The sequence below is a fragment of the Kitasatospora sp. NPDC089509 genome, assembly GCF_044749365.1.
In the GTDB taxonomy this organism is placed as follows: Bacteria; Actinomycetota; Actinomycetes; order Streptomycetales; family Streptomycetaceae; genus Kitasatospora.
Window position 1 is genome coordinate 195,498 of the sequence record NZ_JBIVHS010000008.1, and the last position, 25,860, is coordinate 221,357.

Annotated in this window: 24 protein-coding genes; 16 read left to right on the plus strand and 8 right to left on the minus strand. The window is 71.4% G+C overall.

Annotated features, from left to right (window positions below):
* Positions 1-34: 34 nt before the first annotated feature.
* On the minus strand, positions 35-1,006 hold the full coding sequence (locus ACIP4P_RS19540) for a heme A synthase (RefSeq protein WP_400920049.1): 972 nt from the start codon (positions 1,004-1,006) through the stop codon (positions 35-37).
* A gap of 195 nt (positions 1,007-1,201) precedes the next feature.
* On the opposite strand from ACIP4P_RS19540, the gene ACIP4P_RS19545 reads away from it, so the two are divergent.
* Together ACIP4P_RS19545 and ACIP4P_RS19550 are read left to right on the plus strand one after the other, a co-directional pair.
* Positions 1,202-2,524, plus strand: coding sequence for a choice-of-anchor A family protein (locus ACIP4P_RS19545; RefSeq protein ID WP_400920051.1), 1,323 nt, complete (start codon positions 1,202-1,204; stop codon positions 2,522-2,524).
* Between the two features lie 319 nt (positions 2,525-2,843).
* Entirely contained in the window at positions 2,844-3,521 is a 678-nt protein-coding gene (locus tag ACIP4P_RS19550; protein ID WP_400920053.1) for an LAETG motif-containing sortase-dependent surface protein, read from the plus strand.
* Positions 3,522-3,593: 72 nt separating this feature from the next.
* Here the strand turns inward: ACIP4P_RS19550 and ACIP4P_RS19555 are convergent, their stop codons facing one another.
* Positions 3,594-4,313: an ABC transporter permease gene (locus tag ACIP4P_RS19555; protein ID WP_400920299.1), complete on the minus strand. Its 720-nt coding sequence runs from the start codon at positions 4,311-4,313 to the stop codon at positions 3,594-3,596.
* A gap of 83 nt (positions 4,314-4,396) precedes the next feature.
* Positions 4,397-5,326: an ABC transporter ATP-binding protein gene (locus tag ACIP4P_RS19560; RefSeq protein WP_350511667.1), complete on the minus strand. Its 930-nt coding sequence runs from the start codon at positions 5,324-5,326 to the stop codon at positions 4,397-4,399.
* Positions 5,327-5,490: 164 nt separating this feature from the next.
* Between ACIP4P_RS19560 and ACIP4P_RS19565 the strand changes: the two genes are divergently transcribed.
* The 9 genes from ACIP4P_RS19565 to ACIP4P_RS19605 all read left to right on the plus strand — a co-directional run bounded on the left by ACIP4P_RS19565 (position 5,491) and on the right by ACIP4P_RS19605 (position 13,286).
* On the plus strand, positions 5,491-6,306 hold the full coding sequence (locus ACIP4P_RS19565) for a helix-turn-helix domain-containing protein (protein ID WP_350511666.1): 816 nt from the start codon (positions 5,491-5,493) through the stop codon (positions 6,304-6,306).
* Between the two features lie 49 nt (positions 6,307-6,355).
* On the plus strand, positions 6,356-7,771 hold the full coding sequence (gene sufB / locus ACIP4P_RS19570; RefSeq protein ID WP_350511665.1) for a Fe-S cluster assembly protein SufB: 1,416 nt from the start codon (positions 6,356-6,358) through the stop codon (positions 7,769-7,771).
* 67 nt (positions 7,772-7,838) lie between these two features.
* Positions 7,839-9,071: a Fe-S cluster assembly protein SufD gene (sufD, locus tag ACIP4P_RS19575; protein ID WP_400920056.1), complete on the plus strand. Its 1,233-nt coding sequence runs from the start codon at positions 7,839-7,841 to the stop codon at positions 9,069-9,071.
* 5 nt (positions 9,072-9,076) lie between these two features.
* Complete coding sequence (locus ACIP4P_RS19580; RefSeq protein ID WP_350506658.1) at positions 9,077-9,394, plus strand: bifunctional 3-phenylpropionate/cinnamic acid dioxygenase ferredoxin subunit; 318 nt, start codon at positions 9,077-9,079, stop codon at positions 9,392-9,394.
* Between the two features lie 6 nt (positions 9,395-9,400).
* The gene (sufC, locus tag ACIP4P_RS19585; protein ID WP_350506659.1) at positions 9,401-10,165 is read left to right on the plus strand and encodes a Fe-S cluster assembly ATPase SufC; all 765 of its coding nucleotides are present in this window, start codon (positions 9,401-9,403) and stop codon (positions 10,163-10,165) included.
* Positions 10,162-11,430, plus strand: coding sequence for a cysteine desulfurase (locus tag ACIP4P_RS19590; protein WP_400920059.1), 1,269 nt, complete (start codon positions 10,162-10,164; stop codon positions 11,428-11,430). The genes sufC and ACIP4P_RS19590 overlap by 4 nt, the downstream gene beginning before the upstream one ends.
* A gap of 20 nt (positions 11,431-11,450) precedes the next feature.
* Positions 11,451-11,903: a Fe-S cluster assembly sulfur transfer protein SufU gene (gene sufU / locus ACIP4P_RS19595; protein WP_350511661.1), complete on the plus strand. Its 453-nt coding sequence runs from the start codon at positions 11,451-11,453 to the stop codon at positions 11,901-11,903.
* Positions 11,904-11,924: 21 nt separating this feature from the next.
* Complete coding sequence (locus ACIP4P_RS19600; RefSeq protein WP_400920062.1) at positions 11,925-12,359, plus strand: metal-sulfur cluster assembly factor; 435 nt, start codon at positions 11,925-11,927, stop codon at positions 12,357-12,359.
* Positions 12,360-12,626: 267 nt separating this feature from the next.
* Positions 12,627-13,286, plus strand: coding sequence for a Uma2 family endonuclease (locus ACIP4P_RS19605; RefSeq protein WP_400920064.1), 660 nt, complete (start codon positions 12,627-12,629; stop codon positions 13,284-13,286).
* A 202-nt stretch (positions 13,287-13,488) separates the two neighbouring features.
* Here the strand turns inward: ACIP4P_RS19605 and ACIP4P_RS19610 are convergent, their stop codons facing one another.
* Genes ACIP4P_RS19610 through ACIP4P_RS19620 form a run of 3 tightly spaced genes read right to left on the minus strand, consistent with a single transcriptional unit; the run spans position 13,489 to position 16,162 of the window.
* Complete coding sequence (locus ACIP4P_RS19610; protein ID WP_400920066.1) at positions 13,489-13,923, minus strand: NUDIX hydrolase; 435 nt, start codon at positions 13,921-13,923, stop codon at positions 13,489-13,491.
* Complete coding sequence (locus tag ACIP4P_RS19615; protein WP_400920068.1) at positions 13,920-15,173, minus strand: DegT/DnrJ/EryC1/StrS family aminotransferase; 1,254 nt, start codon at positions 15,171-15,173, stop codon at positions 13,920-13,922. The genes ACIP4P_RS19610 and ACIP4P_RS19615 overlap by 4 nt, the downstream gene beginning before the upstream one ends.
* Positions 15,170-16,162, minus strand: a complete 993-nt coding sequence (locus ACIP4P_RS19620) for a Gfo/Idh/MocA family protein (RefSeq protein WP_400920070.1) — start codon at positions 16,160-16,162, stop codon at positions 15,170-15,172. The genes ACIP4P_RS19615 and ACIP4P_RS19620 overlap by 4 nt, the downstream gene beginning before the upstream one ends.
* A 155-nt stretch (positions 16,163-16,317) precedes the next feature.
* Between ACIP4P_RS19620 and ACIP4P_RS19625 the strand changes: the two genes are divergently transcribed.
* Positions 16,318-17,643, plus strand: a complete 1,326-nt coding sequence (locus ACIP4P_RS19625) for a helix-turn-helix transcriptional regulator (RefSeq protein WP_400920072.1) — start codon at positions 16,318-16,320, stop codon at positions 17,641-17,643.
* 325 nt (positions 17,644-17,968) lie between these two features.
* Complete coding sequence (locus ACIP4P_RS19630; RefSeq protein WP_400920074.1) at positions 17,969-18,694, plus strand: YdcF family protein; 726 nt, start codon at positions 17,969-17,971, stop codon at positions 18,692-18,694.
* Positions 18,695-19,012: 318 nt separating this feature from the next.
* Here the strand turns inward: ACIP4P_RS19630 and ACIP4P_RS19635 are convergent, their stop codons facing one another.
* Positions 19,013-20,344, minus strand: coding sequence for an MFS transporter (locus ACIP4P_RS19635; protein ID WP_400920076.1), 1,332 nt, complete (start codon positions 20,342-20,344; stop codon positions 19,013-19,015).
* A gap of 328 nt (positions 20,345-20,672) precedes the next feature.
* Here ACIP4P_RS19635 and ACIP4P_RS19640 point away from each other — a divergent pair, with 328 nt between their 5' ends.
* Positions 20,673-22,286: a hypothetical protein gene (locus tag ACIP4P_RS19640; RefSeq protein ID WP_400920078.1), complete on the plus strand. Its 1,614-nt coding sequence runs from the start codon at positions 20,673-20,675 to the stop codon at positions 22,284-22,286.
* Positions 22,287-22,401: 115 nt separating this feature from the next.
* On the opposite strand, the gene ACIP4P_RS19645 is transcribed toward ACIP4P_RS19640, so the two are convergent.
* On the minus strand, positions 22,402-22,860 hold the full coding sequence (locus tag ACIP4P_RS19645; RefSeq protein WP_350511650.1) for a VOC family protein: 459 nt from the start codon (positions 22,858-22,860) through the stop codon (positions 22,402-22,404).
* Positions 22,861-22,996: 136 nt separating this feature from the next.
* Here ACIP4P_RS19645 and ACIP4P_RS19650 point away from each other — a divergent pair, with 136 nt between their 5' ends.
* On the plus strand, positions 22,997-24,184 hold the full coding sequence (locus tag ACIP4P_RS19650; RefSeq protein ID WP_400920081.1) for a hypothetical protein: 1,188 nt from the start codon (positions 22,997-22,999) through the stop codon (positions 24,182-24,184).
* Between the two features lie 158 nt (positions 24,185-24,342).
* A complete protein-coding gene (locus ACIP4P_RS19655) occupies positions 24,343-25,851 on the plus strand; it encodes an alkaline phosphatase PhoX (RefSeq protein WP_400920083.1) in 1,509 nt (502 codons plus the stop codon).
* Positions 25,852-25,860: the final 9 nt, after the last annotated feature.

Sequence of the window (25,860 nt, forward strand, 5' to 3'; positions counted from 1 at the left end):
CCCCATCCTTTGGGATGGGGGCCTTCGGTGATGCTCAGACTGCGGCGGGCTGGGGGGTCTGGGTGGGGAGTTGCTCCGGAGTGTCCTCCGCCGCGCGGGTGCGGAGGGCGAGGGGGATGCGGAGGGCGGCGATCCAGGTGAGGGTGGCGCCCAGCATGTGGAGGACGACCATCAGCTCGGGGGCGTCCGTGAAGTACTGGATGAAGCCGAGGACGCCCTGGAGGAGCAGGACGACCAGGAGTTCCTTGGTGCGGGACTTCGCGGCCTGCGGGGCCTTGATCGCGGCGAACACGAAGATCATCGCGATGGTGAGGCCGACCGAGATGAAGGCGAAGTCGGCGTGGAACTGCGCGAGCCGGTCGTAGTCGATCGGGATGCGGGGGACGATCTTGTTGTCCTGGGGCGTGCCCGGGTGGTGGCCGGCGCCGGTGACCAGGGTGCCCGCCGCGACCAGCAGGCCGACGACCGTCACCAGGACGTAGGAGAGTTGGTGGATCGGGCGGGCCACCGAGAGCTTCGGTGCGCCGTCGCCTTCCTTCGAGCGCTCCCACATCAGCAGGGCCACCCAGACCAGCGCCATCGCGGCGATCATGTGCAGCGCCACGGTGTACGGGTTCAGGCCGGTCAGCACGGTGATGCCGCCGAGGACGGCGTTGCTCATCACCAGCCAGAACTGGGCCCAGCCGAGCTTGGTCATGCCGTGCCGCCAGGGGCGGTGGCACCGCGCCGCCAGGATGGCCCAGCCGACGGCGGCGCTCAGCACGTAGGTGAGCATCCGGTTGGTGAACTCGACGATGCCGTGGAAGCCCATCTCGGGGGTGGGCGTGAGGCTGTCGGCGGTGCAGCGGGGCCAGGTCGTACAGCCGAGGCCGGAGGCGGTGAGCCGGACGGCGCCGCCGGTGACGACGATCACCACGCTCATCACCAGCGCGGCGAACGTGGCGCGCCGGACCATTGCGGCGGTGGGCTGCCAGCGCTCGGCGAGCAGGGAGAAGGGGGTACGCACGGGTCAATCGTAGGTGGCCTTACGGGCGATCTTGGGGCGGGGCACGGCGTGCGGCGGCCGAGGGGCAAACGGGACTGTTCGGGCAAGGCGGTCATTGGTCTTGACCATTCACCCGTTTGGCCGAAAGAGTGCCGAATGGTCCATACCTTTTTTCGGGCCACTCCCACTTCCCGCACGTAAGCGGAGATCCTGCACATGCGCATACCCACATCCGCCGCCGCGCTCGCGGTCGGCGGCTCGCTCGCTTTGGCCGGGCTGATCGCTCCGGCCGCACACGCCGTCGCCGCCGACCAGGAGTGCCGCAGCCTCGGGGTCGCCAACCTCTACGGAGAGTTCATCGAGGGCGACGACACCCACACCCCCGACGCCGAGGGCGCCGTCGCCGTCGGCGGCAACGCGAACTTCACCGGGGGCTTCTCGGTCGGCCAGGAGCTGACCGCCGCCGAGGTCGACGCCCTGCCCGGCAAGAACGCCCTCGTGGTGGCCGGCAAGATCACCGGCAGTAACACCCAGGTGATGAAGGGCAACGGCGTCTACGGCTCGAAGGCCGACGGCGCCGTCGTCCAGGCCCACGCCGGCTCGATCGCCCAGGGCGCCTCGCCGATCGACTTCAAGGCCGAGTTCGCCAAGCTGCGCTCCGCCGCCGGCTCGCTGGCCGCCGTGCCGCAGACCGCCGGGGCCACCGTCGAGGCCAAGGGTGCCGAACTCACCTTCACCGGTGGCGACGCCAAGTACAACAGCTTCACCGTGGACGCCGCGAAGCTCCAGGGCGCCAAGGACGTCTTCATCAAGGTGCCGGCCGGCGCGGTCACCGTCATCAACGTGACCGGTGGCTCGTACGACATGGCGGCGGCCGGTACCACCGGCTTCCACCTGTGGGACGCGGGCACGTCGGCCTTCGTGCTGGACGACAAGCTGCAGAGCGCCGCGGGCGGCGCGATCCGGGCCAAGCTGCTCTGGAACTTCCCGACCGCGACCAAGGTGGTCAAGAACAGCAAGGCCGCCTGGGCGGGCACGGTGCTCGCGCCGAACGCCGCCTTCGACCTCGGCAGCGGCGGTCCGGTCAACGGTTCGGTGATCGCGGCCTCGCTGACCGGCAAGGGCGGCGCGGAGACCCACCACTACCCGTTCACCGGCTGCCTGCCCGGCACCGTGCTGCCGACCACTCCGGCCACGCCGCCGGTCACCCCGCCGGTGACGCCGCCGGCCACGCCGAGCGGCACCCCGACCACTCCGGCCACGCCGGGCCACTCGGCGAGCCCGTCCGGCTCCCCGAGCGCCCCGGCCTCCGGGAAGCCGAGCCCGGGCGGCTCGTCGAGCCCGTCCGCCTCCTCCTCGGCTGCCGTGCCGGGTGCCTCGTCCTCCGCCGGTCCGTCCGCCCAGGCGAACGAGGGCGGCAACCTGGCGCACACCGGCTCCGGCCCGGTGCTGCCGCTGGCGATCGCCGGTGCGGTGGCGCTGGCGGCCGGTGGCGGGATCGTGGTGGCGGCCCGGCGCAGGGCGGCCAAGAAGGCCTGACGCGTCGGAACGCTTCGCGGGTCCGTCGACTGATCGACAATGGCGCCTTCGGTGATCGAGCCTGATCGCCGGGGGCGCTCTTCTCTGGCCAAGGTGACGAAGTTCATTCAAGTTTGCCGATTCCGCGTTCTGCGAGGTGGCAGCCGTGATGGGCTGGCCATGCACATCCGGGGACGGACGGACAGACGAAATCCGGTCGTACGGCGGGGTGTGGTGAGGTGCGGGAGTGCCGGTAGAGTCCCCGGACACGACGTGGCGGGCCCCGCGAACCACCCACAACACGCCTGCTGCGCAAGACCGTTCGGAGGGGAACAGGGTAATGGCGCGACAGCAGCGGCACACTCGGATGGGCGCGGCGGCACTCGCCGGTACGGCGGCGGCCGGAATTCTCCTGCCGCTGGCACTGGCCACCAGCGCCTCGGCGCACATCCCGACCTGGTCGACGACCTGCGACAAGGTCGTGATCGACCTGATCAACTACAGCCCCAAGCCTGACGTGAAGAACACCGTCAGCCTCACCATCGGCGACGACAAGGTCCTGGACGCCAAGGAGTTCCCGGCGGAGTTCCACGGCACCTTCCCGGTGAAGGACCACGACGCCCCGATCACGGCGCACCTGGTGGTCAAGACCACCGAGACCCCGGCCGAGAAGGGCTGGAGCATCGACGAGACCAAGACCATCGCGCCGTGTCACACCCCGACCCCGACGCCCACCCCGACCCCCACCAAGACGCCCACCCCCACCCCCACCCCGACGCCGACCGACACCCCGTCGGCGACGCCCACCCCGAGCAGGACCCCGTCGGCCACCCCCACGCCCACCCCGAGCAGGACCACGGTGGCCCCGGCGGCGCCCGCGCCCAGCGCCCCGGCGCTGGCCCAGACCGGTAGCAGCGACGCCACCCCGATCATCGCGGCGGCCGGCGCCGGCGTGCTGCTGGTCGGCGGTGCGCTGGTGCTGGTGGCCCGCAAGCGCCGTGGCGGCAGCGAGAGCTGACGGTCAGTCAGTCGAAAACAGCGACGCCCCCGGCCTCAACAGGCCGGGGGCGTCGGGTCGTTCGGGCCGGAGTCACTCCCAGCGGAAGAACCGGGCGGCCGCGGCCAGCCCCAGCACGGACCAGGCGGCCAGGATGCCGAGGTCCGACCAGGGCACCCCGGCGCCGTGCTGGAGCACCGAGCGCAGGCCGTCGGAGAGCGCCGAGATCGGCAGCAGTTCCAGCACCGACCGCACGGCGTCCGGGAACTTGCTCAGCGGCACGATCACCCCGCCGGCCAGCAGCAGCAGGATGAACACCAGGTTGGCGGCGGCCAGGGTGGCCTCGGCCTTGAGGGTGCCGGCCATCAGCAGGCCGAGCCCGGAGAAGGCGGCGGTGCCCAGCACCAGCAGGGCGGCGACGGCCAGCGGGTTGCCGTGCGGGGACCAGCCGAGCGCCAGGGCGATCACCGACAGCAGGGCGACCTGCAGCACCTCGGTGACCAGGACGCAGCCGGTCTTGGCGGTCAGCAGCGTCCAGCGCGGCAGCGGGCTGGCGCCGAGCCGCTTGAGCACGCCGTAGCGGCGCTCGAAGCCGGTGGCGATGGCCTGCCCGGTGAAGGCGGTGGACATCACGGCGAGCGCGAGCAGGCCGGGCGCCAGGAAGTCGACCCGCTTGCCGGGGCCCTCCACGGCGACCACGTCGACGGCGGAGAACAGCACCAGCAGCACGGTGGGGATGACCACGGTGAGCAGCAGCTGCTCACCGTTGCGCAGCAGCATCCTCGTCTCGAAGGCGGTCTGGGCCAGCAGCATCCGGCCGACGGGCGCCGCGCCCGGCTTCGGGGAGTAGTCCGCGGCGGTCACGTCCGTCGTGGCGGTCGCGTCCGTAGGGGTGGTCACGAGCGGAGCTCCCGTCCGGTCAGGTCGAGGAAGACGTCTTCGAGGCTGCGGCGCTGCACGGCCAGCCGTTCGGGCAGCACGCCGGCGGAGGCGCACCAGGCGGTGACGGCGGCGAGCAGTCGGGCGGGTTCGAGCGGAGCCCCGACCCGGTAGCTGCCGGGGGCGGTCTCGACGGCGGTGGCGCCCGCGGGCAGCTCGGCGAGCAGCGGGCCGAGGTCGAGTCCGGGCGGGCCGTCGAAGCGCAGGGCGTCCTCGGCGCCGTCGCGGCAGAGCTCCTCGGTGGTGCCGCCGGCGATGACCTTGCCGCGGTCGACGATGGCGACGTGGTCGGCGAGCTGCTCGGCCTCGTCCATGTGGTGGGTGGTGACCACCACGGTGACGCCGTCCCGGCGCAGGTCGCGGACCAGGTCCCAGGTGGCGCGGCGGGCCTGCGGGTCGAGTCCGGCGGTGGGCTCGTCCAGGAAGACCAGCTCGGGGCGGCCGACCACGGCCATCGCCAGGGCGAGCCGCTGCTGCTGGCCGCCGGAGAGCCGGCGGTAGGTGGTGCGGCCGCAGGAGCCGAGGCCGAGGCGTTCGACCAGGGCGTCCACGTCCAGCGGGTGGGCGTGCAGCTTGGCGGTGTGCCGCAGCATCTCGACCGCGCGCGCGCCCGCGTACACGCCCCCGGACTGGAGCATCACGCCGATCCGGGGTCGCAGCGCCTCGTTCTGGGTGACCGGGTCGAGGCCGAGGACGCGGACGGTGCCGGCGTCGGGGCGGCGGTAGCCCTCGCAGGTCTCGATGGTGGTGGTCTTGCCGGCGCCGTTGGGGCCGAGGACGGCGGTGATCGCGCCGCTGGTGATGGTCAGGTCAAGACCGTCCACCGCGCTTTTGTCGCCGTAGCGCTTGACCAGCCCGGCGACCTGGACCGCGGGTTCGGAATGCATACCGGCGAGTCTAAGAGGGCCGAACGGACGGGCCCGACACCGGCCTTGGTGATCATTTCCGCAGGTCAGGTAAGGCTTACCTGCGTGACAGATGACACGGGTGAGGCCTGGATCACGGCTTGTCCTGTCGGAAGGAATTACGCAACACTGGTGTTGTGAAAAACATGCGCGAGCACACCCCGCAGCAGGAGGCCGAGTCGGCCCCCGGCTGCGACGTGCCCGTGACCGCGGCCGAGGTGCTGCTGGACGGCCACCGCGCCACCCGGGACCGGGTCGCCCGGTCGATCCTGGACCACGGCCCCTCCTCCGCCGCCGACCTGGCGACCCGGCTCGGCCTCACCGCCGCCGCCGTCCGCCGCCACCTGGACGGACTGACCGCCGCCGGCCTGGTCGAGTCCCGCGAACAGCGGGTCTACGGCAGCCGCGGCCGCGGTCGCCCCGCCAAGGTCTTCGCCCTCACCGACGCCGGCCGGGACGCCTTCTACCAGGCGTACGACCAGCTCGCCGCCGACGCGCTGCGCTGGATCGCGGACTCCGTCGGCGGCGGCGAGGCGGGCGAGGAGGCGGTCGCCGCCTTCGCCCGCGCCCGGTTCGGCAAGCAGGCCGAGAAGTACCTGGAGACCCTGCGGCAGACCGAGGCGCAGCAGCGCCCGGAGGCCCTGGCCCAGGCGCTGAGCGCGGACGGGTACGCTGCCACGGTGCGGCGTGTCCCGTCGGCCGTGGCCAAGGCCCCGGCGGGCGCCCAGCTCTGCCAGCACCACTGCCCGGTCGCGCACATCGCCGAGCAGTTCCCGCAGCTCTGCGAGGCGGAGACCGAGGTCTTCTCCCAGCTCCTGGGCACCCATGTGCAACGGCTGGCCACCATCGCCCACGGCGACGGGGTCTGCACCACCTATGTGCCGGCACCCGGTGCCGCATCGTCGCCCGCCCAGCGGTCCGCGGGCCACGGCTCCGATGCGGCGCCGACTGCCAGTACATGAAAATTCCGCGTCCACCGAAGATTCAGCGTCCGCGCGTTAGGAAGCTCGCATGACTGACACCGTTTCGCACCCGGAGCTCGAAGGCCTGGGCACCTACGAGTACGGCTGGGCCGACCCGGACACCGCCGGTGCCGCGGCCAAGCGCGGGCTCAGCGAGGAGGTCGTCCGCGACATCTCCGCGAAGAAGAACGAGTCCGAGTGGATGCTGAACCTCCGGCTCAAGGGCCTGAAGCTGTTCGGCAAGAAGCCCATGCCGACCTGGGGCTCCGACCTCACCGGCATCGACTTCGACAACATCAAGTACTTCGTCCGCTCCACCGAGAAGCAGGCCGAGTCCTGGGAGGACCTGCCCGCGGACATCAAGGCCACCTACGACAAGCTGGGCATCCCGGAGGCGGAGAAGCAGCGCCTGGTCGCCGGTGTCGCCGCCCAGTACGAGTCGGAGGTCGTCTACCACCAGATCCGCGAGGACCTGGAGGAGCAGGGCGTCATCTTCCTGGACACCGACACCGCGCTGCGCGAGCACCCGGAGATCTTCAAGGAGTACTTCGGCACCGTCATCCCGGCCGGCGACAACAAGTTCGCCGCGCTGAACACGGCGGTGTGGTCCGGCGGCTCGTTCATCTACGTGCCGAAGGGCGTGCACGTCGACATCCCGCTGCAGGCCTACTTCCGGATCAACACCGAGAACATGGGCCAGTTCGAGCGGACGCTGATCATCGTCGACGAGGACGCCTACGTCCACTACGTCGAGGGCTGCACCGCGCCGATCTACTCGTCCGACTCGCTGCACTCCGCGGTCGTCGAGATCATCGTCAAGAAGGGCGGCCGCTGCCGCTACACGACCATCCAGAACTGGTCGAACAACGTCTACAACCTGGTCACCAAGCGCGCCGTGGCGTACGAGGGCGCGACCATGGAGTGGGTCGACGGCAACATCGGCTCCAAGGTCACCATGAAGTACCCGGCCGTCTACCTGATGGGCGAGCACGCCAAGGGCGAGACCCTGTCGATCGCCTTCGCGGGCGAGGGCCAGCACCAGGACGCCGGCGCCAAGATGGTGCACATGGCGCCGAACACCTCGTCCAACATCGTCTCCAAGTCGGTGGCGCGCGGCGGCGGCCGGACCTCCTACCGCGGTCTGATCGAGATCGGCGAGGGCTCCAAGGGCGCCAAGTCCAACGTGCTGTGCGACGCGCTGCTGGTCGACACGATCTCCCGCTCGGACACCTACCCGTACGTGGACGTCCGCGAGGACGACGTGTCCATGGGCCACGAGGCGACCGTCTCCAAGGTCAGCGAGGACCAGCTGTTCTACCTGATGAGCCGCGGCATGACCGAGTTCGAGGCGATGGCGATGATCGTCCGCGGCTTCGTCGAGCCGATCGCGCGCGAGCTGCCGATGGAGTACGCGCTGGAGCTCAACCGGCTGATCGAGCTGCAGATGGAGGGCGCGGTCGGCTGACGACCAGCCGCCACCGCCGCCATCCGGAACTCCGGAATTCCTGAGGAAGAGAGCACTACGAACAGCCATGGCTGACGTTCAGAACACCACCGGCTCCACCACCGCCGGTTCGATCGAGGTCGGCACCGCGGGCGCGGGCGCGCAGCTCGCCGGGCCCGGCACCGGCCGGGCCACCGTCCAGCAGCCGATCGACGCGCGCGTCGCGGTCAAGCCGTCCTTCGACGTGAACGACTTCCCGGTGCCCACCGGCCGCGAGGAGGACTGGCGGTTCACCCCGCTGCACCGCCTCGGCGGGCTGCACGACGGCACCGCCGTCGAGGGCGAGCGCGGCGAGGACAAGGTCGAGCTCGCGCTGCCGGACGGCGTCACCGCCGAGACCGTCGGCCGCGACGACGCCCGGCTGGGCAAGGCCGGCACGCCGGTCGACCGGGTCGCCGCCCAGGCGTTCAGCGCCTTCGACCAGGCGCTGGTCGTCACCGTCCCCAAGGACGCGGTGCTGACCGAGCCGGTCCGGATCGACGTGCGTGCCGAGGGCGGGGTCCGCTTCGCCCACGTGGTGATCGACGTCAAGCCGTTCGCCGAGGCCGTCGTGGTGCTCAACCACGAGGGCACCGGCACCCGGGCCGCCAACGTCGAGCTGCTGGTCGGCGACGGCGCCAAGCTCACCCTCGTCTCCGTGCAGGACTGGGACCGGGACGCCGTCCACGTCGCCCAGCACAACGCGCTGGTCGGTCGGGACGCCTCGTTCAAGTCCGTGGTCGTGACCTTCGGCGGCGACCTGGTCCGCCTGCACCCGCGGGTCAACTACGCCGCTCCCGGCGGCGAGGCCGAGCTGTTCGGCCTGTACTTCGCCGACGCCGGCCAGCACCTGGAGCACCGCCTCGTCATCGACCACGACACGCCGCACTGCCGGTCGAACGTGGCGTACAAGGGCGCGCTGCAGGGCCAGGACGCCCACGCGGTCTGGGTCGGCGACGTGCTGATCCGCGCCGCCGCGGTCGGCACCGACACCTACGAGCTCAACCGGAACCTGGTGCTCACCGACGGCGCCCGGGTCGACTCGATCCCGAACCTGGAGATCGAGACCGGCGAGATCGTCGGCGCCGGCCACGCCTCGGCGACCGGCCGCTTCGACGACGAGCAGCTGTTCTACCTGATGGCCCGCGGCATCCCGGCCGACGAGGCCCGCCGCCTGGTGGTCCGCGGCTTCTTCGCCGAGCTGCTCCAGCAGATCGGCGTGGCCGAGGTCCAGGAGCAGCTCATGGAGAAGATCGACGCCGAGCTCGAAGCGGCGGTCTGACCCCGATGAGCTTCCTCCGTGCCTGCGCGCTGAGCGACCTCCAGGAGGACGTGCCCAAGCGCGTGGACCTCAACGGCGTGCCGGTCTCGGTCGTCCGCACCGACGAGGGGGTGTTCGCGATCAACGACACCTGCTCGCACGCGAACGTCTCGCTCTCGGAGGGCGAGGTCGAGGACTGCATGATCGAGTGCTGGCTGCACGGCTCCAGCTTCGACCTGCGCACCGGCAAGCCCTCCGGCCTGCCCGCCACCAAGCCGGTCGCTGTCTACCCCGTAAAGATCGAAGGGGACGATGTGCTCGTCTCCGTCAACCAGGAGTCCTGAGTACACATGGCAACCCTTGAAATCCGCGACCTGCACGTCTCCGTCGAGGCCGAGAACGGCCCGCGCGAGATCCTGAAGGGCGTCGACCTGACCGTGAAGCAGGGCGAGACCCACGCCATCATGGGTCCGAACGGCTCCGGCAAGTCCACCCTGGCCTACTCACTGGCCGGTCACCCCAAGTACACCGTCACCGGCGGCACCGTGCTGCTGGACGGCGAGGACGTCCTGGAGATGTCCGTCGACGAGCGGGCCAAGGCGGGCGTCTTCCTGGCCATGCAGTACCCGGTCGAGGTCCCCGGCGTCTCGGTCTCCAACTTCCTGCGCACCGCCGCCACCGCCGTCCGCGGCGAGGCCCCCAAGCTGCGGCTGTGGGTCAAGGAGGTCAAGGAGGCGATGGCCGCCCTGCAGATGGACCCGGCGTTCGCCGAGCGCAACGTCAACGAGGGCTTCTCCGGCGGCGAGAAGAAGCGCCACGAGATCCTCCAGCTGGAGCTGCTCAAGCCGAAGATCGCGATCCTCGACGAGACCGACTCCGGCCTGGACGTCGACGCGCTGCGGATCGTCTCCGAGGGCATCAACCGGGTCCGCTCCACCGGCGAGGTCGGCACCCTGCTGGTGACCCACTACACCCGCATCCTGCGGTACATCAAGCCCGACCACGTCCACGTCTTCGCGGGCGGCCGCATCGTCGAGTCCGGCGGCGCCGAGCTGGCCGACAAGCTGGAGAACGAGGGCTACGAGGCGTATGTGAAGGGGGGCGCGTCCGAGTGACGCATCCGTTCACGGGCCAGGCCGGCCTGCTCGACACCGACGCGATCCGCAAGGACTTCCCGGTCCTGCAGCGGCTGCTCCACGACGACAAGCCACTGGTCTACCTGGACAACGCGGCCACCTCGCAGAAGCCGCGGCAGGTGCTCGAAGCGCTGACCGGCTACTACGAGCGGCACAACGCCAACGTCCACCGCGGCGTGCACGTGCTCGCCGAGGAGGCCACGGCGCTGTACGAGGGCGCCCGGGACAAGGTCGCGGCCTTCGTCAACGCGCCGAGCCGCAACGAGGTGATCTTCACCAAGAACGCCTCGGAGTCGCTCAACCTCGTTGCCAACATGCTCGGTTGGGCCGATGAGCCGTACCGGGTGGACGCCGACTCCGAGATCGTGATCACGGAGATGGAGCACCACTCCAACATCGTCCCGTGGCAGCTGCTCTCGCAGCGCACCGGTGCGAAGCTCAAGTGGTTCGGGCTGACCGACGAGGGCCGGCTCGACCTGTCGAACATCGACGAGCTGATCACCGAGAAGACCAAGGTGGTCTCCTTCACCCTGGTCTCCAACCTGCTGGGCACGGTCAACCCGGTCGAGACGATCGTCCGCAAGGCCCAGTCGGTCGGCGCGCTGGTCGTCATCGACGCCTCGCAGGCCGCCCCGCACATGGTGCTGGACGTGCAGGCGCTGGAGGCCGACTTCGTCGCCTTCACCGGGCACAAGATGCTGGCCCCGACCGGCATCGGCGTGCTCTGGGGCCGCCAGGAGCTGCTGGAGGACCTCCCGCCGTTCCTCGGCGGCGGCGAGATGATCGAGACCGTCACCATGGGCTCGTCCACCTACGCCCCGGCGCCGCACAAGTTCGAGGCCGGCACCCCGCCGATCGCCCAGGCGGTCGGGCTCGGCGCGGCCATCGACTACCTGTCGGCGATCGGCATGGAGAAGATCGCGGCGCACGAGCACGCGATCACCGAGTACGCGGTGGAACGCCTGCTGGAGGTCCCCGACCTGCGGATCATCGGCCCGCGCACGGCCGTGGACCGCGGAGCCGCGATCTCCTTCACCCTCGGCGACATCCACCCGCACGACGTGGGCCAGGTGCTGGACGAGCAGGGCATCGCCGTGCGCGTCGGACACCACTGCGCGCGGCCGGTCTGCCTGCGGTACGGAATTCCGGCGACCACGCGGGCGTCGTTCTACCTGTACTCGACGCCGGGCGAGGTCGACGCGCTGATCGACGGCCTGCACCACGTCCGGAACTTCTTCGGCTGACGGGACAGGGCAGGACGATCATGAAGCTCGACTCGATGTACCAGGACATCATCCTGGACCACTACCGCAACCCGCACGGCAAGGGGCTGCGGGACGGCGACGCCGAGGTGCACCACGTCAACCCGACGTGCGGCGACGAGATCACCCTGCGGGTGAAGCTCGACGGCGCGACGGTCACCGACGTCTCGTACGAGTCCCAGGGCTGCTCGATCAGCCAGGCCAGCGCCTCGGTGCTGAACGACCTGGTGGTCGGCAAGACCGTCGGCGAGGCGCAGGCGGTCCAGGAGGCCTTCCTGGAGCTGATGCAGAGCAAGGGCCAGGGCGAGGGCGACGAGGAGGTGCTGGAGGACGCGGTCGCGTTCGCCGGCGTCTCCAAGTACCCGGCCCGGGTCAAGTGCGCCCTGCTCAGCTGGATGGCCTGGAAGGACGCCACCGCCCAGGCCCTCGCCCAGCACCCCGTTGTGAACGACTGATCCCGCAGAGGAGGAATGACCATGACTGACGAAACCCCCTCCGCTGCGGACACCGCCGCGGACACCGTCACGGACGCCGTCGCGGACGCCGTCGCCACCACGACGGAGGAGCAGCCGACCGGCCTCATCGTCGGTACCACCGCCGGCACCGTCTCCGTCGAGGACCTGACCGAGGCCCTGATGGACGTCGTCGACCCCGAACTGGGCATCGACGTCGTCAACCTGGGCCTCATCTACGGCATCCACATCGACGAGTCCGACGTGGCCACCATCGACATGACGCTCACCTCGGCGGCCTGCCCGCTGACCGACGTCATCGAGGACCAGGCCAAGACCGCCACCGACGGCCTGGTCCAGGATCTGCGGATCAACTGGGTCTGGATGCCGCCGTGGGGCCCGGACAAGATCACCGACGACGGCCGCGACCAGCTGCGGGCGCTGGGCTTCAACGTCTGATCGCTGTCTTTCGCTTTTTGCTGCTGCCCGGGACTCCTTCGGAAGTCCCGGGCAGCAGCGTTTTTCCCCACCATCCACCCCCACCCGCCTCCCGGCGGGTGCCCGCCCCGGAGTCGGCCGCGTGCCGCCTGGCCAAGCGGCACGCGGCGCCGATTCGTCAACCTGCTGTCGCGCAAACCTCTCCTTCGGGGGAAAGGTTTGTGCGGCAGTGGTATATCTGCGACTGGGCGGCCAGGCTGGTGCCGCGACCTCGGAGGGAGCGAAGTCATGTCGGTAGTTGCGTTTGCGCAGTTGCTCCTGCCTGACTCGCCGTACGCCATGTGGGTCCGGGGAGAACTGGAGGAGTACCTCCGGCTCCCGGACGACGGCACGCGGGTCGAGGTGGTCGGAGGGGAGATCGTCGTGTCACCGGCGCCGGTAGTTACGCATGCGGTGTTCCTCTCGCATATCGAGCGGCGGTTCACCCTCGCCCTGGGAGCGGACCCGGACTTCCCGTGGAGGGTGCTTCAAGCGGTGAATCTGGACTTGGTGGAGACCGGAGACGGCTACGTCCCGGACCTCGTCGTCGCGGACGTCCAGGTGGAGGAGCGAGCGCTGAGCGGGGACCTGGCTCGTCTCTACCCGCACGACGTCGCCATGGTGGTCGAGGTGACCTCCCCGTCGAACGCCCGCTACGACCGGCGTCCGATGTTCGGCCGTCAGGTCAAGCCCACCAAGTGGAGTGGGTACGCGCGGACAGGGGTGCCGTACTACCTGCTGGTGGACCGCGACCCGCGTCAGCCCGGGGTCACGCTCTTCGGCGATCCGAACAAGGCAGAGGGGACGTACGAGGTGCTGGGGGAGTGGAAGTTCGGGGAGTCAGTCCGGTTGCCGAAGCCCTTTGGCGTCGAGATCGGTACCGATGCTTGGAAGCCCTGGAACGAGTAGGCGGAAACGCCGCTGCCTGGGACTCCTGCGGGAGTCTCAGGCGCGGAAGACCTGCCGGAAACGAGAGGGCCCCATTCCGCCGGTGCCGAGCCAGATCGGCCGTGCGCATCGGCGTTACCCCCTTGAGGCGCAGCAGGTCATCTCGACCGTGGCGTGGGGGGGGCCTCGGCGAATCCGGGGCCCCCCCCACGCTCGCGCCGCCTCAGTGGGCGATCAGCTTGCGGACCGCGTCGCTGACCTCGGGCAGCTCGCCCGGGAGCGCCCACTGGTGCGCGTCGTGTTCGGTGAGGACGACCGGTTCGGTCTTCTCCACGGTGACGGCGAAGTTGAACTGGCGGGTGGTGCCGCCGCGGCTGTTCCGGTAGTCGAAGTGGCCGATGTAGCCGGTGACCTGGTCGATGGTCAGGCCGGTTTCCTCGGTGGTCTCCCTGTACAGGGCGTCCAGGATGGTCTCCCCGGCTTCGACCGTCCCGGAGGGGATCTCCCACAGCCCGCCCATGTAGTCGTCGGGGTTGCGACGCACGAGCAGGACCCGGCCGTCGTGGTTGATCACGGCGGCGGAGACGAGGCCGGTGATGCCGGCGGCTTCGGCGTCGGCCGCCAGGCCGGCCACGAACTCGGGGGAGGTGACGGTCACTGCAGCTCCTCGTGATGGTCGCTGATCTTGATGGCCGCGCGAACGTACTGCTCGGCCACCTTCAGATCCTGCTCACGATGCCAGACCGGGAGCTTGATCGTGTGGTGGTGGGCGTGCTCGGCTACGGGGAAGTCACCCGGCTTGTACCGGCGATGGGAGTGCGGGTGGCCCGGGAACAGCGTGCTGGGCTGTTGGTACAGCGGCAGCTGGTTCATCGGGCAGGTGGAGCCGGGCCGGTCGAACTCGGTGGCGCCCTCGGCGACCAGCGCCTGGTGGAACCGCTCGATCGGCAGGCCGCCGAGCTCCTCCGGCTTGTAGGTGAGCGTCAACCCGTACCAGGACGGGATCACCCCGTCGGGCATGGCGGTCACCTCCAGGCCGGGTATCCGGGCGAACTGCTCGGTGAGGTGGCGGGCGATCTCGGCCCGGCCGGCGAGGTAGCCGTCGAGGCGGGCGAGCTGGTCGTGGGCGATGGCTGCGGCAAGGGGGTGGATGCGGAGCTTGAGGCCGGCCCCGGTGACCGCGTACCGCGCGAGCGGATGGCCTTCCGGGATCTCGGTCCTGGCCCGCTTGTTGTAGTGCGCGAACGTGATGACCCGGTGGTAGGTGTCGTCGTCGTCCGTGAGGACGAACCCGCCCTCGCCGCCGGACAGCGGCTTGGGGCCGTTGAGGGAGAAGGCCGAGGCGAGTCCGAACGTGCCGACCTTCTGCCCGCTGATGCTCGCGCCGTGGGCGTGCGAGCCGTCCTCCAGCACGAGAAGGTCGTGCGCGTTCGCCACGGCGACGATGTCCGCCATGTCGGCGGGCCTGCCCCACAGGTGGGTGACCATGATGGCCCGGGTGCGAGGGGTGATCAGCTCCTCGATCCGGTTCGGGGCGATGTTGCCGTCCGGCCCGGTTTCGCACAGCACGGGCACCGCGCGGAGGTGGAAGAGCGGGGAGGCGGTGGCGTGGAAGGTCCAGGCCGGGACGATGACCTCGTCGCCGGCCTTGATCCTTGCGGCCCAGTAGGTGGCGTGCAGAGCAGCGGTGCCGGAGCTGGTGGTGATTGCGTGCCGGACGCCGAAGTAGTCCTGGAGGCCGTCCTCCAGTTCGGCGACGATGCCGGACCGCCCGGGGATGGAGATCGACTCCTCCAGCTGGGCGGCGACCTTGGCGCGGGTGGTGTCGTCGATCGGCGGCCAGGTGAAGTGCGGGCCCGGGGCGGTCACTTCGGGCTTGCCGCCGAGCAGGGCGAGGGGGCTGGTCACAGCATCTCCTTCGGGTCGATGTAGCGCCCCGCTGCCTTTGACTGGTAGCAGGAGGCGATGAAGGCGGCGTGTGCGAGGTGCTGGTCGGGGCCGGAGGTGTTGGGCCGCTCGCCGTCCAGGACCCGGCAGAAGTAGTCGATCTGCGCGGTCGCCGCCGAGGCGGGCGCGTGCGGGCGGGTCAGCTCCTCCACCACGGTGCCGTGCAGGTCGAGCCGCTGGACCTGGCACTTGGTCAGCAGCACCGAGCCGCGGGTGCCGACCACGTGCAGGCGCTCGGTCTTCGGGGCCATCCACCTGGACAGCAGTACCGAGCCGTACAGGTCGCTGTCGTAGCCGAGTTGGATGACGGCGGTGTCCTCGGCGTCGTATCCGGCGCCGGGGACGGCGGTGGTGGAGAACTCGGCGATGACTCGGCTGGGCAGGCCGAAGTACCACAGCAGCAGGTCGATGAGGTGGTAGCCCATGTCGATGATGCAGCCGCCGCCGGCCTGCCGGACGTCCCCGCGCCAGCCTGCGCCGGGGTCGTCGGTGTGGAAGGTGTACTGGCCGTCGATCAGGAACGGGGTGCCGATCTGGTCCAGCATCCCGGCGACGCTCGCGTGGATCGGGTTGAAGCGCCGCTGGAGGGTGACCATCAGCTCGACCTGCCCGGCCCGGCAGACCTGGGCGAGATCCCGGGCCTCCCACACGCTGGTGGCGAACGGCTTCTCCTTGAGGACGTGGACGCCCCGTGCGGCGCACTCCTCGACGACCTCCCGGCCGGCGTGGTGCGGGACGGCGACGACCACGAAATCCGGGGCCACGGCGTCCAGCAGCTCACCGGCGCTGGTGAATCCGGGGACCTGGAGGGCTTCCTGCCGCTGACGCAAAGTGTCAGGGTTGCGGTCGCAAATGGCGACGAGCTCGGCCCGGCTGGAGGCGAGCAGGCCGGGCAGGTGGTCTTCGAGCGCCTGGTGGCCGAGGCCGATGACCGCAGCGCGTCGTTTCATGCGCGGACTCCTTCCGCTTCCTGAAGGAACTTGTCGGTGCACGACGAGTAGAGCCCAACTCACGGTCACCAACCAGGCGTTGTCTGTAGTCCCGGGGTAGTCCCGCCATCGCTCGCAGTAGGCTCACGGTCACCGTCGATGATGGGATTGGCCCCGTGGACGACCAGATCCGGCATCCCCTCGCGTACGCCCGCGCGCTTCGCGGCTGGTCCCAGAGCGACCTCGCGGCCCGCATCCACCACGCCGCCAGGAACAGGCCCGAGGGCCTTCGCTCCGGCACCGACAAGGCCGCCGTCAGCAAGTGGGAGAACTGGCGCAAGACGCCCGGCATCGAGTCCCAGCTCTTGATCGCCGAAGCCTTCGACGTGCCGATCTCCGACCTGGAAGCCTTCGAGTGGCCCCACTGGCTGCCCGGCCAGGAACAGCCGGTGCCGCTCGGCTCGGCGTTCACCGTCCTCGCCCTTCGAGATGCACAGAGAGCCGCAATGGACCATCGCCGCCGCACCTTCATGACCTTCAGCGCGCTGGCGCTGGCCGGGCTCTCCACCCAGTGGGCCGCCCTCGAACCCGACCGGCTCACCACCGCGCTGAACGGCAAGCACGTTGACGCGGAACTGGTCGACTGGCTTGAGGGCACCAGCGCCAAGCTGACCGCGCTGCCCACCGAACAGCGCCAGCACACCGCGAAGCTGATGGACGCCCAGCTGGACACGGTCACCGACCTGCTGGAACAAGGCCGCTATACCGAACCCGTCGGCCGACGGCTTCACCTGCTGGCCGCCTCCCTGGCCAGCACCTGCGGCTGGTACCGCTTCGACCAGGGCCACCATCACGCGGCGGGCAAGCTCTGGAACGCGGCCCTCACCAACGCGCACGCCGCCCGCGACCGTGACCTCGGCGCCGGCATCCTCTCCGACTTCGCCTACCAGTCGATCTGGCTCACCCAGCCCGGCGCCGCCGTCGAACCGCTCAGCCAGGCCCTCATCCACACCCTGCACCCCACCGCCCGCTCCCTGCTCCACCTCCGCCGGGCCCGCGCGCACGCCGCCCTCGGTGCCGCCTCCGACTGCCACCGGGACCTGACCGCCGCCGAGGCCGCCCTGCTGACCGACAGCCCCGACCCGGCCCCCGGCTGGTGCCGGTGGATGAGCACGGCCGACCTGGCCGTCGACTCCGGCCAGTGCATGCTCGACCTTGGCCGCGCCGACGATGCCCACACCCGTATCGGCGAGGGCATGAGCCTGCTGCCGCGCTCCCGCGACAAGACCCGCGGCATCTTCCTGACCTACGAGGCCCGCAGCCTCCTTCAGGCCCGCGAGATCGAACACGCCCTCGCCGTTACGAACCAGTCACTCGACCTCGCCACCCGGATCGGCGCCGAACGGTGCGTCACCCTGGTACGCGAGCTCGCCCCGGCATTCAAGCCCTACCGACAGGTCGACGGTGTCGCAGACCTCATGGACCGTCTCAAGGCGCGCTGACGTTGCTGGTTCAAAGCAGGGGCCTTTGATCCCGACGCATGACTTGCCTGATGAACGCAGTCCAGGCTGCAGGACGAGTCCGCCTGGGCGACGGCTCTCCTCGGCCGACGGCCGGTGCGCCGCCTATGCAGGGTCGGGGAAGGTACCCGCCCCCTTGGGCCGGCGGGCGGGCTTCGGCTCCGATGCGGGGCTTTCGGCTGACCACTGCTCACGGGAACATCCGGCCGAGTGATCGTGCGAGGGACGAGGAGGGAGCTCGCCCCGCCGGACCGGGCCGGGGCCTTGGAGGCCAAGTACGGTACGACACACCGGCAGAGGAGTGCCCATGGCATCCGAGCGGGCTTCCAGCGGGCAGCGTGCCTCCAGTGAGCGGGAGAACGACGTGACGGACAGCTGGCAGCGTGAGATCACCGGTCGGCAGTGGGCGGACGCCACGCTGATCTGGGAGTACCACCAGATGGGGCACCGGCGGCAACCGTGCGATGTGGCGATCGGCCTGGGCTGCCACGACCTCGGGGTCGCCGCTGAGACGGCCGCGTTGTACCTGGACGGTCTGGTGTCCAGGATCGTGTTCACCGGTGGGCCGAACCCCTCCCGGCCGGATCACTTCCCCCGCGGGGAGGCCGCGCACTTCACCGAGCACGCCCTCGCGCTCGGTGTGCCCGGTCACGCGATCCTCCAGGAGCCGCGGGCCCGCAACACCGGGCAGAACATCCAGTTCTCTCGGGAGGCCCTGGAGGCTGCCGGGCTCGATGTGCGTTCGGTGCTGTTGGTGAGCATGCCGTACATGGAGCGCCGAGCGTACGCCACGTGCCGCCAGGTGTGGCCACAGGTGGAGGCGGTGTGCGCCTCGACCCCGATGAACCTGAACGACTACGTGAAGACGATCGGCGACGATGCTCTCGTGATCGACGGCCTCGTGGGAGATCTCCAGCGGGTGATCGAGTACCCGAGGCTCGGGTTCGCCGTCGCCCAGGACGTTCCGGAGATCGTTCGTGACGCTTATCAGCGGCTTCTGGCCGACGGATTCGACAGCAAGTTGCTCACCTGAGGCTGTATCAACTGGTGGACTGGTGTGTTCGGTCCATGAGCCGATCCGGTCCCCCCGGCCAGGCGCCCTCAGGATGGGGCCGTCAACTTGCTGCCGAGTAGACCGCTCGGTCAGGTGGAGGGGTGACCACCTCGCCTCAGCCAAGACCGAGGGCGGGGGCGGGCACCCGCCGGGAGGCGGGTGGGGGTGGATGGTGGGGAACGGTGGGGAACTTCTCAGGGGAGCAGATGGTGCGCGGGTGTTCACCTGGTGGCGGGAACGCCGCTGCCCGGGACTCCGTGAGGGGGCCCGGGCAGCGGCGTTAGGTGGGGTGGGTGGTCAGGCCGTCGTGGGTTTGCGGGCGACGGTGAGGGCGAGGCCGGCGCAGAGGACGGCGGCGACGGCGGCGAAGCCGCTGACGGCGGGGAGGAGGCCGTAGCTCTGGACCAGGGCGCCGACGGCGATGACGGGGGCGGAGCTGCCGAGGTAGACGATGATCCACAGGGAGCTCAGCTCGGAGCCCCGGCGTTCCGGGTCCATGACGGCGACGGCGGCGGTGAACAGGGAGCGGAAGGCCACGCCCTGGCAGACGCCGCCGAGGACGCTGCCGATGAAGAGCAGGGCCGGGGTGCCGGTGTACCCGGCGGCGACGACCAGGCCCAGGCCGGCGGCCAGGCCGGTCATCCCGAGGGCGATCACCGTGCGGTCGGTGGTCGGCGGGATGATCAGCTGGGCGACGGCCGAGGAGCCGAGCAGCAGGGCGGCCACGATCGCGCCGGTCAGGTGCGAGGAGGTGTGCAGCAGCTTGGCGGAGAAGGCCGGGGCGAGGGCCAGGTAGACGCCGAAGACCCCGTAGGAGATGAAGCCCGCGGTGGCGGCGAGCAGGAACTCGCGGCGCCCGGTGCGGGGCAGCCGCAGGCGCTGGGGGCGCAGGTGGGCCGGGGTGGTGATGCGGGGCGGGGAGGCCGGCGGGCGGTTGCGGCCGGGCATCCGCGGGTGGACCAGGGCCAGCGGCACGCACAGCGCGAGCAGGGCGACGGCGTGCAGCAGGAAGGGGGTCAGCAGCGGGTCGGAGCCGCCGGCCAGCAGGGCGCCGACGACCGGGCCGAGGGCGACGCCGCCGGCCGAGCAGGCAAGGGTGAGCTTGGGGGCCAGGGCCGGGTGGTCGGGCAGCAGGTCGCCGAGGGCGGCTCCGGCGGCTCCGGTGGACAGGCCGACGGCTATGCCCTGGACGGCCCGGCCGATGGCGAGCTGCCAGAAGCTGCCGGCGGTGGCGAACACCACGTCCCCGGCGGCGGCCAGGGCGACGGCGGGCAGGATCAGGGCGCGGCGGCCGAGGTGGTCGGACCAGTGGCCGACCACGGCCAGGACGGGGACCAGCGCGAACACGTAGATCGTGAAGAGGATCGTGGTGTCGAGCGGTCCGAGACCGAGGCGCTGCTGGAGGAGCGGGTAGATCGGCGTCGCCAGGTTGGCACCGATCAGCATCAGCAGCAGGGCGCCGGCCACCAGGCCGACGCGGACTCCGCGCAGCGCGTTCCAGCGGCTGATCGCGGAGAGCTGGAGCTGGGCGCGGGGCGCGAGCTCCAGGGGGAGCAGGGCCTCCGACAGTCGGCGTCCGTCGAACTGCGCGGTGCGCAGCGCGGAGCCGGCGGGGGAGAGGTCCGCCATGGCAGGGGTCTCCTGTGGCCGGGCACCACCGGGGTCGGCGGGGTGTGCCGGCGCGCCCCTCCGGAGGCGCTGTGGTGGTGGCCGCGGTGCGGGGCTCCCTGGTGGAGCGGGTGAGCGTGAGGATGCGGGCTTCGTTGCCCGGTGGGCCGCGCGGGGTGTGCGCGGGCACCAATGCGAAGGATAAGGGGTGGGCGCGCACATCCGGCGCGCGCCCCTGTGTGCGCCCTTCGGGGCCGGGCATCGGGGGTGCCCGGCCTATACGCTGAGGTGGTAGATCGATACGCGGAGCTGTTCGAGCTGACCGCTGGCTGAGGGAGAGCACACGACGATGGCCGGACGACGTCGGAAGAACACCGGGACTTCGGCGGGAGAGGGTGCGGCCGAGGCGGTGCTGCCCGCGGACCTGGAGCTCCAGGACCTCTACGGGGCGTTCGCCGCGCACGGTCTGGACGACGAGGACCTGGACGACGCGGCGGTGCTGGTGCCGCCGGTGAAGCTGCCGCCCGAGCAGGAGCTGGCCGAGCAGGCGAAGGCCGTGCCGATGTTCGGCTACGCGCTGGCGCTGGCCCGCTGGGCGTACCCGCACCGGGTGGTGGACGAGTTCGGCGACCTGGCCCAGGAGGACCGGGGGCCGGTCGCCCGGCTGCTCGGGCTGGCCCCGGCCGAGGGCGAGGTGCCGGAGGAGGCCGAGATCGAGGCGCTGCGGGCCTGGTCGCTGGCCTGTGACCTGGACCTGGTGGAGCTGGGCACGACCGCCGCCGGGGAGCACGTCGCGGTGCCCGGGCCGGACCTGGAGCCGGCCGAGCGGGGGGACGCGGAGACCGTCCTGGAGCTGTGGCTGACCGCCGCCGGGATCGTCCGGGAGCTGGCGGTGGAGGCCGACTCGGTGCCGGAGGAGGGGGAGGAGGCGGAGACCGGGGCCGACGAGGAGGACGAGGACGGCCTGAACGAGGTCGAGGAGGCCCGGGACGCCGCCGCCGAACTGCTCGACGAGGCGCTGCAGGTGCTGTACGAGACGACCGCGTTCGCCGAGCCGGGCAACGAGACGGTGCCGCTGGGCGTGCTGGCCGCGCTGCTGGTGGTGCCGGAGGGCGAGGAGCCGAGCGAGGAGCTGCTCGGCGACATCACCGATGTGATGGTCGCGCTGGACCCGATGCTGGGCGACCTCGCCGAGCTGGGCCTGCTGGACTACCGGCCGATCGACCCGGAGCTGTTCGACGAGGAGGAGGGCGAGGAGCCCGCCGTCGTCGGCGAATCCCCGCTGGACGAGGAGGAGTCGGCCCGCTTCGGGCTGGTCCGGCTCACCCCGCTCGGCCAGTACGGAATCCGGCAGTGGCTGCTGGAGGACGGCTACGACGCGCCGCTGGTCGGCGAGTTGGCCCAGGGGGACGCCGCGGAGCTGCTGCGCGGGCTGTGCGAGTCGGCCAATGTGCTGCCCGAGGAGGAGCTGCGGGTCTGGGTGGCCGACCGGGAGCCGGAGCCGGCGGCGCGCGAGCTGCTGGCGGCGGCGCGCGGCGACGACGCGTACGGGCCGCTGCGCCGGATGCTGTGCGTCTCGGCGCTCAACCTGCTGGGGGAGGGCGCCGAGCCCGCCGTCCGGGAGGTGCTGGGCGACCCGGAGCTGGGCGGTTCGGCCCGGGCCTGGCTGTCCGCGCTGGGCCGGACGGACGTGCCGGTGCCGGACCGGGCGATGGCACTGTGGACGGTGGTCGACACCTTCGCCGCCCAGCTGCTGGACAACGGCAGTGACGCCGAGCTGCTGCGCGAGCTGATCGCGGACCTTCCGACGATCGGCGATCCGGCGTCGTACTTCGGCGAGCTGTGGCGGGTCGACCACCCGTACACGGCGGACGTCCTGGAGGCGATCGGGGAGCTGCACCTGGACCGGGCGGTGGCCAAGGAGGCGCGGAAGGCGGCCTTCAAGGCGCGGTCCAAGGGCTGAACCGCGGGCAGCCCACGGGCTGAACCGCGGGGCGGTCCGGTAGGGCGCGGGCCCGGTGGAGCGCGGTCGCGGTGGGGCGGCGGGCCCTGGATCCGGTGCGGATCCGGGGCCCGCGCTACGGGAGGTCCAGCGAGCCGGCCTCGGTGAACGGGAAGAACGGGTTGTGGGCCAGCTCCCACAGGTGCCCGTCCGGGTCCTCGAAGTAGCCGGAGTAGCCGCCCCAGCTGGTCGGGACCGGCGGCTTGACCACCACGGCGCCGGCCTCGACGGCCGTGCGCAGGGCGGCGTCCACCAGGGCGGGGGACTCCAGGTTCACCGCGAGGGTGACGCCGCGGAACGAGGGCTCCCCGGTGGCGGGCACGCCCGCGTCGGCGGCCAGCTCCTCGGTGGGGAAGAGGCCGAGCACCGAGTCGGCGGTGCGGAACCAGACGATCTCGGGGCTGGAAGCGGAGGAGCGCTTCCACCCGAGGTCCTCGTAGAAGCGGGTGCTGCGGTCGAGGTCGGTGACGCCGAGGGTGACGATGCTGATCCGGGCGGGGAAGGCGGCCTGGTCGGTGCTGTTCTGTGCGGTCATGCGGCCAGCGTAGGGAGGGCGGCTGACAACCTGGCCGACTGACACGGCCAGCGCCCCCGTACGGCAGGCGAGCTGATGACCCGGCAGCTCCGGGCACGTAAGGTGGCGTCAGCAGTGCGGGCGCGAGGACTCGGGGGTGCGGCAGAGGATGGTGCGGGAGAGCGGCGGAAGGCCCCAGGAGTGGAACGCCGAGCGGTCGGAACCTGAGCGGCCGGGCAGGCAGGATCGTTTCGCCGACCAGGAGGAGTTCTCCCGCCGGACCCTCGCCGCGGTGGACTTCCCGGTGTTCGGCGTGGCCGGGGCGCGGGGGCGGGGCGAGGCGCTGACGGCCTTCGAGACCTGCGGCGGCGAACTGCGCTGGGTCGAGGTGCAGTGCGGTGACTGGACCACGTCGGCCGGGCCGTACGTGACGGTGCGCACCTACCGGCCGGGGGCCGACGAGTGCGAGGTGCTGCCCGAGCTGGAGGACGTGGTCGAGGACGAACGGGACCGGGTCTACGAGCAGTTGGGCGTGGACGAGGGCGACGGTCCGGGGCGGGTGCGGGCGCTGCGCGAATGGATCACGGTGGACGGTGAGCCGCGCGCGCTGGAGGTGCACGAGGACCGGCCGGTGACCGCGGTCGGGGCGGGCGCGGTCACGGCCGCGGGCGGTGCGGCCGGGCCGGTCTGGGCCGGGCGGCTGCGGGTCGGCCGGCAGGCCGTCACGGTGTGCGGGCGGGGGCTGCCGCCCGGCGGCGTGGAGCTCGGCGGGATCGGCGACTTCGACGACTACCTGCGCGGACGCACCGAGCTGCTGCGCGACCTGGCCTCCCGGCGGGCCCGCTACGTACCGGTCGAGGAGCGCGAACTGCCGCCCGCGGTCGGGCTGGAGGCGCACCGGGAGCTGATCGCCCAGCGGATCGCCGAGTCCGCCGCGATCGAGGCACAGGTGCGGGTCGGGCGCACCCCGAGGCTGCCGCGCGGGCTGCGCGGGGACGTCGGCGCGCTGCGCTGGGAGGCGGCGGTGCGCCAGCAGATGCGGCTCGCCACGGAGAGCCGGGAGGAGGCCGCGGCGGCGGTGACCTCGATGGTCAACCACCTCAACCGGCTGGCCCAGCAGTCGCACTGGCTGGTCGGCACGCCGATCGGGGAGGCGGCGGTCGAGGAGGTGGTCCGCTACACGGTGTTCGCCAGTGAGGTGGCCAGCCTGCCGGCCCAGCGGGCCTGGGAGCAGCTCTGGCGGGAGCGTCCGGGCGACGCGGGGGCGGACGGCCGGGAGGAGCGGCGGGTGGTGGAGCAGCTGTGGCTGGCGGCCTGGGAGCAGTGGCGGGCCGGGCGCGGCTGACCGGCTATCGGTAAAGCATTGGTCATGTGAAGGTCATCGGTTGGCAAATGGCCGCCTCGTGGTGAGGCGGGCGTCATGCCGGGTTCACCCCTGCGGCGGAGTCTGCCGGGTGTCGACGACCCGCCTCGACGCCCGTACACCCCTCAGGAGTTGCTGCCATGTCGCTGTCCCGCCGGGACTTCGTCAACCGTTCCACCCTCGCCGGGGCCGGCGTGCTGATCGCCGGCGGCGCCGGGGCGCTGGCCAGCGCCCCCGGTGCGATCGCCGCGCCGGTCGGCGGGGAGGCGCCGCTCGCCGGTGCCGCCGGTGCCGCTGGGGCCGCCGGGACCAACTCGGCCGGCGGCGCCGCGATCGGCTACGGCCCGCTGGTGCCGGACCCGGCCGGGCTGCTGTCGCTGCCCAAGGGCTTCTCGTACAAGGTGCTCAACCGGGCGGGCCGGACCCGGCTGCGCACCGGCGAGTTCACCCCGAGCAACCACGACGGCACCTCCGCCTTCGAGGACGAGCGCGGCGGCAACCTGCTGGTGGTCAACCACGAGCTGTCCGGCGCCCGGGCCAACTGGCCCCACCCGGTGCCGCTGACCGAGGGGCACGTCTACGACCCGGGCGCGGCCGGCGGCTGCACCATCGTGCACGCCAAGCGGGACGGCTCGGTCGAGCAGTGGGTCGGCATCGCCGGCACCGCCACCAACTGCGCGGGCGGGGTGACCCCGTGGGGCACCTGGCTGTCCGGTGAGGAGACCGAGGACAAGGCCGGGAAGAACGGCTTCACCAAGGACCACGGTTACGTCTTCGAGGTCGACCCCTTCGACGACGACTACAACCGCGACCCGCAGCCGGTGAAGGCCTTCGGCCGCTACGCCCACGAGGCCGTGGTGGTGGACCCGAAGCGCGGCCAGGTCTACCTGACCGAAGACGCCTCCAACCCGAACGGCCTGCTGTTCCGCTGGACCCCGCCGGCCGGCTTCAAGCACGGCCGGTACCAGCTGCGGAAGCTGGCCGCCGACGCCGGGGTGCTGGAGGCCTTCAAGGTCTTCGACTCGCACGGCAAGTTCGTCGACGACCTCTCCCGGGCCACCAAGGTCGGCACCGTGTACGGCGTGGACTGGGTCAAGGTGCAGGACCGGGACGCCCGGACCGTCTCGGTGCGCAAGCAGTTCAAGGAGGGCGAGGTCACCCGGGCCCGCAAGCTGGAGGGCATGTGGTGGGGTGACAAGGGCTTCTACTTCGTCTCCAGCTACGCCCGTTCGGAGAGCCCGCTGCAGCACGACGGCCAGGTCTGGTTCTTCGACCCGGCCCGTCGCACCATCACGCTGAAGGTGCTGCTGGGCGTCAACGAGGACGTCTGGGGCGACCACGACAACTACGACGGCCCGGACAACATCACCGTCTCGCCGTACGGCGGGATCGTGATCGCGGAGGACGGCAACGGCGTCTCGCACCTGTTCGGCGCCACCGAGGAGGGCCTGGTCTACCCGATCGCCCGCAACGAGCTGAACATCGGCGGCGCCGAGAAGCCCGAGTTCAGCGAGTTCACCGGGGTGACCTTCTCGGACGACGGCCGGACCCTGTTCGCCAACATCCAGGAGCCGGGCATCCAGCTGGCGATCAGCGGGCCGTGGCGCCGGCTGAACGAGCACAAGCGCGGCCAGGGGTACGGCTCCTGACGCTGCGCC

Coding starts and splice junctions, on each gene's coding strand:
- sufC (WP_350506659.1), top strand. CDS start 9,401: ATGGCAACCCTTGAAATCCGCGACCTGCACGTCTCCGTCGAGGCCGAG.
- ACIP4P_RS19560 (WP_350511667.1), bottom strand. CDS start 5,326: ATGCATTCCGAACCCGCGGTCCAGGTCGCCGGGCTGGTCAAGCGCTAC.
- ACIP4P_RS19630 (WP_400920074.1), top strand. CDS start 17,969: ATGGCATCCGAGCGGGCTTCCAGCGGGCAGCGTGCCTCCAGTGAGCGG.
- ACIP4P_RS19645 (WP_350511650.1), bottom strand. CDS start 22,860: ATGACCGCACAGAACAGCACCGACCAGGCCGCCTTCCCCGCCCGGATC.
- ACIP4P_RS19605 (WP_400920064.1), top strand. CDS start 12,627: ATGTCGGTAGTTGCGTTTGCGCAGTTGCTCCTGCCTGACTCGCCGTAC.
- ACIP4P_RS19565 (WP_350511666.1), top strand. CDS start 5,491: ATGCGCGAGCACACCCCGCAGCAGGAGGCCGAGTCGGCCCCCGGCTGC.
- ACIP4P_RS19600 (WP_400920062.1), top strand. CDS start 11,925: ATGACTGACGAAACCCCCTCCGCTGCGGACACCGCCGCGGACACCGTC.
- sufD (WP_400920056.1), top strand. CDS start 7,839: ATGGCTGACGTTCAGAACACCACCGGCTCCACCACCGCCGGTTCGATC.
- ACIP4P_RS19655 (WP_400920083.1), top strand. CDS start 24,343: ATGTCGCTGTCCCGCCGGGACTTCGTCAACCGTTCCACCCTCGCCGGG.
- ACIP4P_RS19555 (WP_400920299.1), bottom strand. CDS start 4,313: ATGCTGCTGGCCCAGACCGCCTTCGAGACGAGGATGCTGCTGCGCAAC.
- sufU (WP_350511661.1), top strand. CDS start 11,451: ATGAAGCTCGACTCGATGTACCAGGACATCATCCTGGACCACTACCGC.
- ACIP4P_RS19640 (WP_400920078.1), top strand. CDS start 20,673: ATGGCCGGACGACGTCGGAAGAACACCGGGACTTCGGCGGGAGAGGGT.
- ACIP4P_RS19550 (WP_400920053.1), top strand. CDS start 2,844: ATGGCGCGACAGCAGCGGCACACTCGGATGGGCGCGGCGGCACTCGCC.
- ACIP4P_RS19580 (WP_350506658.1), top strand. CDS start 9,077: ATGAGCTTCCTCCGTGCCTGCGCGCTGAGCGACCTCCAGGAGGACGTG.
- ACIP4P_RS19635 (WP_400920076.1), bottom strand. CDS start 20,344: ATGGCGGACCTCTCCCCCGCCGGCTCCGCGCTGCGCACCGCGCAGTTC.
- ACIP4P_RS19545 (WP_400920051.1), top strand. CDS start 1,202: ATGCGCATACCCACATCCGCCGCCGCGCTCGCGGTCGGCGGCTCGCTC.
- sufB (WP_350511665.1), top strand. CDS start 6,356: ATGACTGACACCGTTTCGCACCCGGAGCTCGAAGGCCTGGGCACCTAC.
- ACIP4P_RS19620 (WP_400920070.1), bottom strand. CDS start 16,162: ATGAAACGACGCGCTGCGGTCATCGGCCTCGGCCACCAGGCGCTCGAA.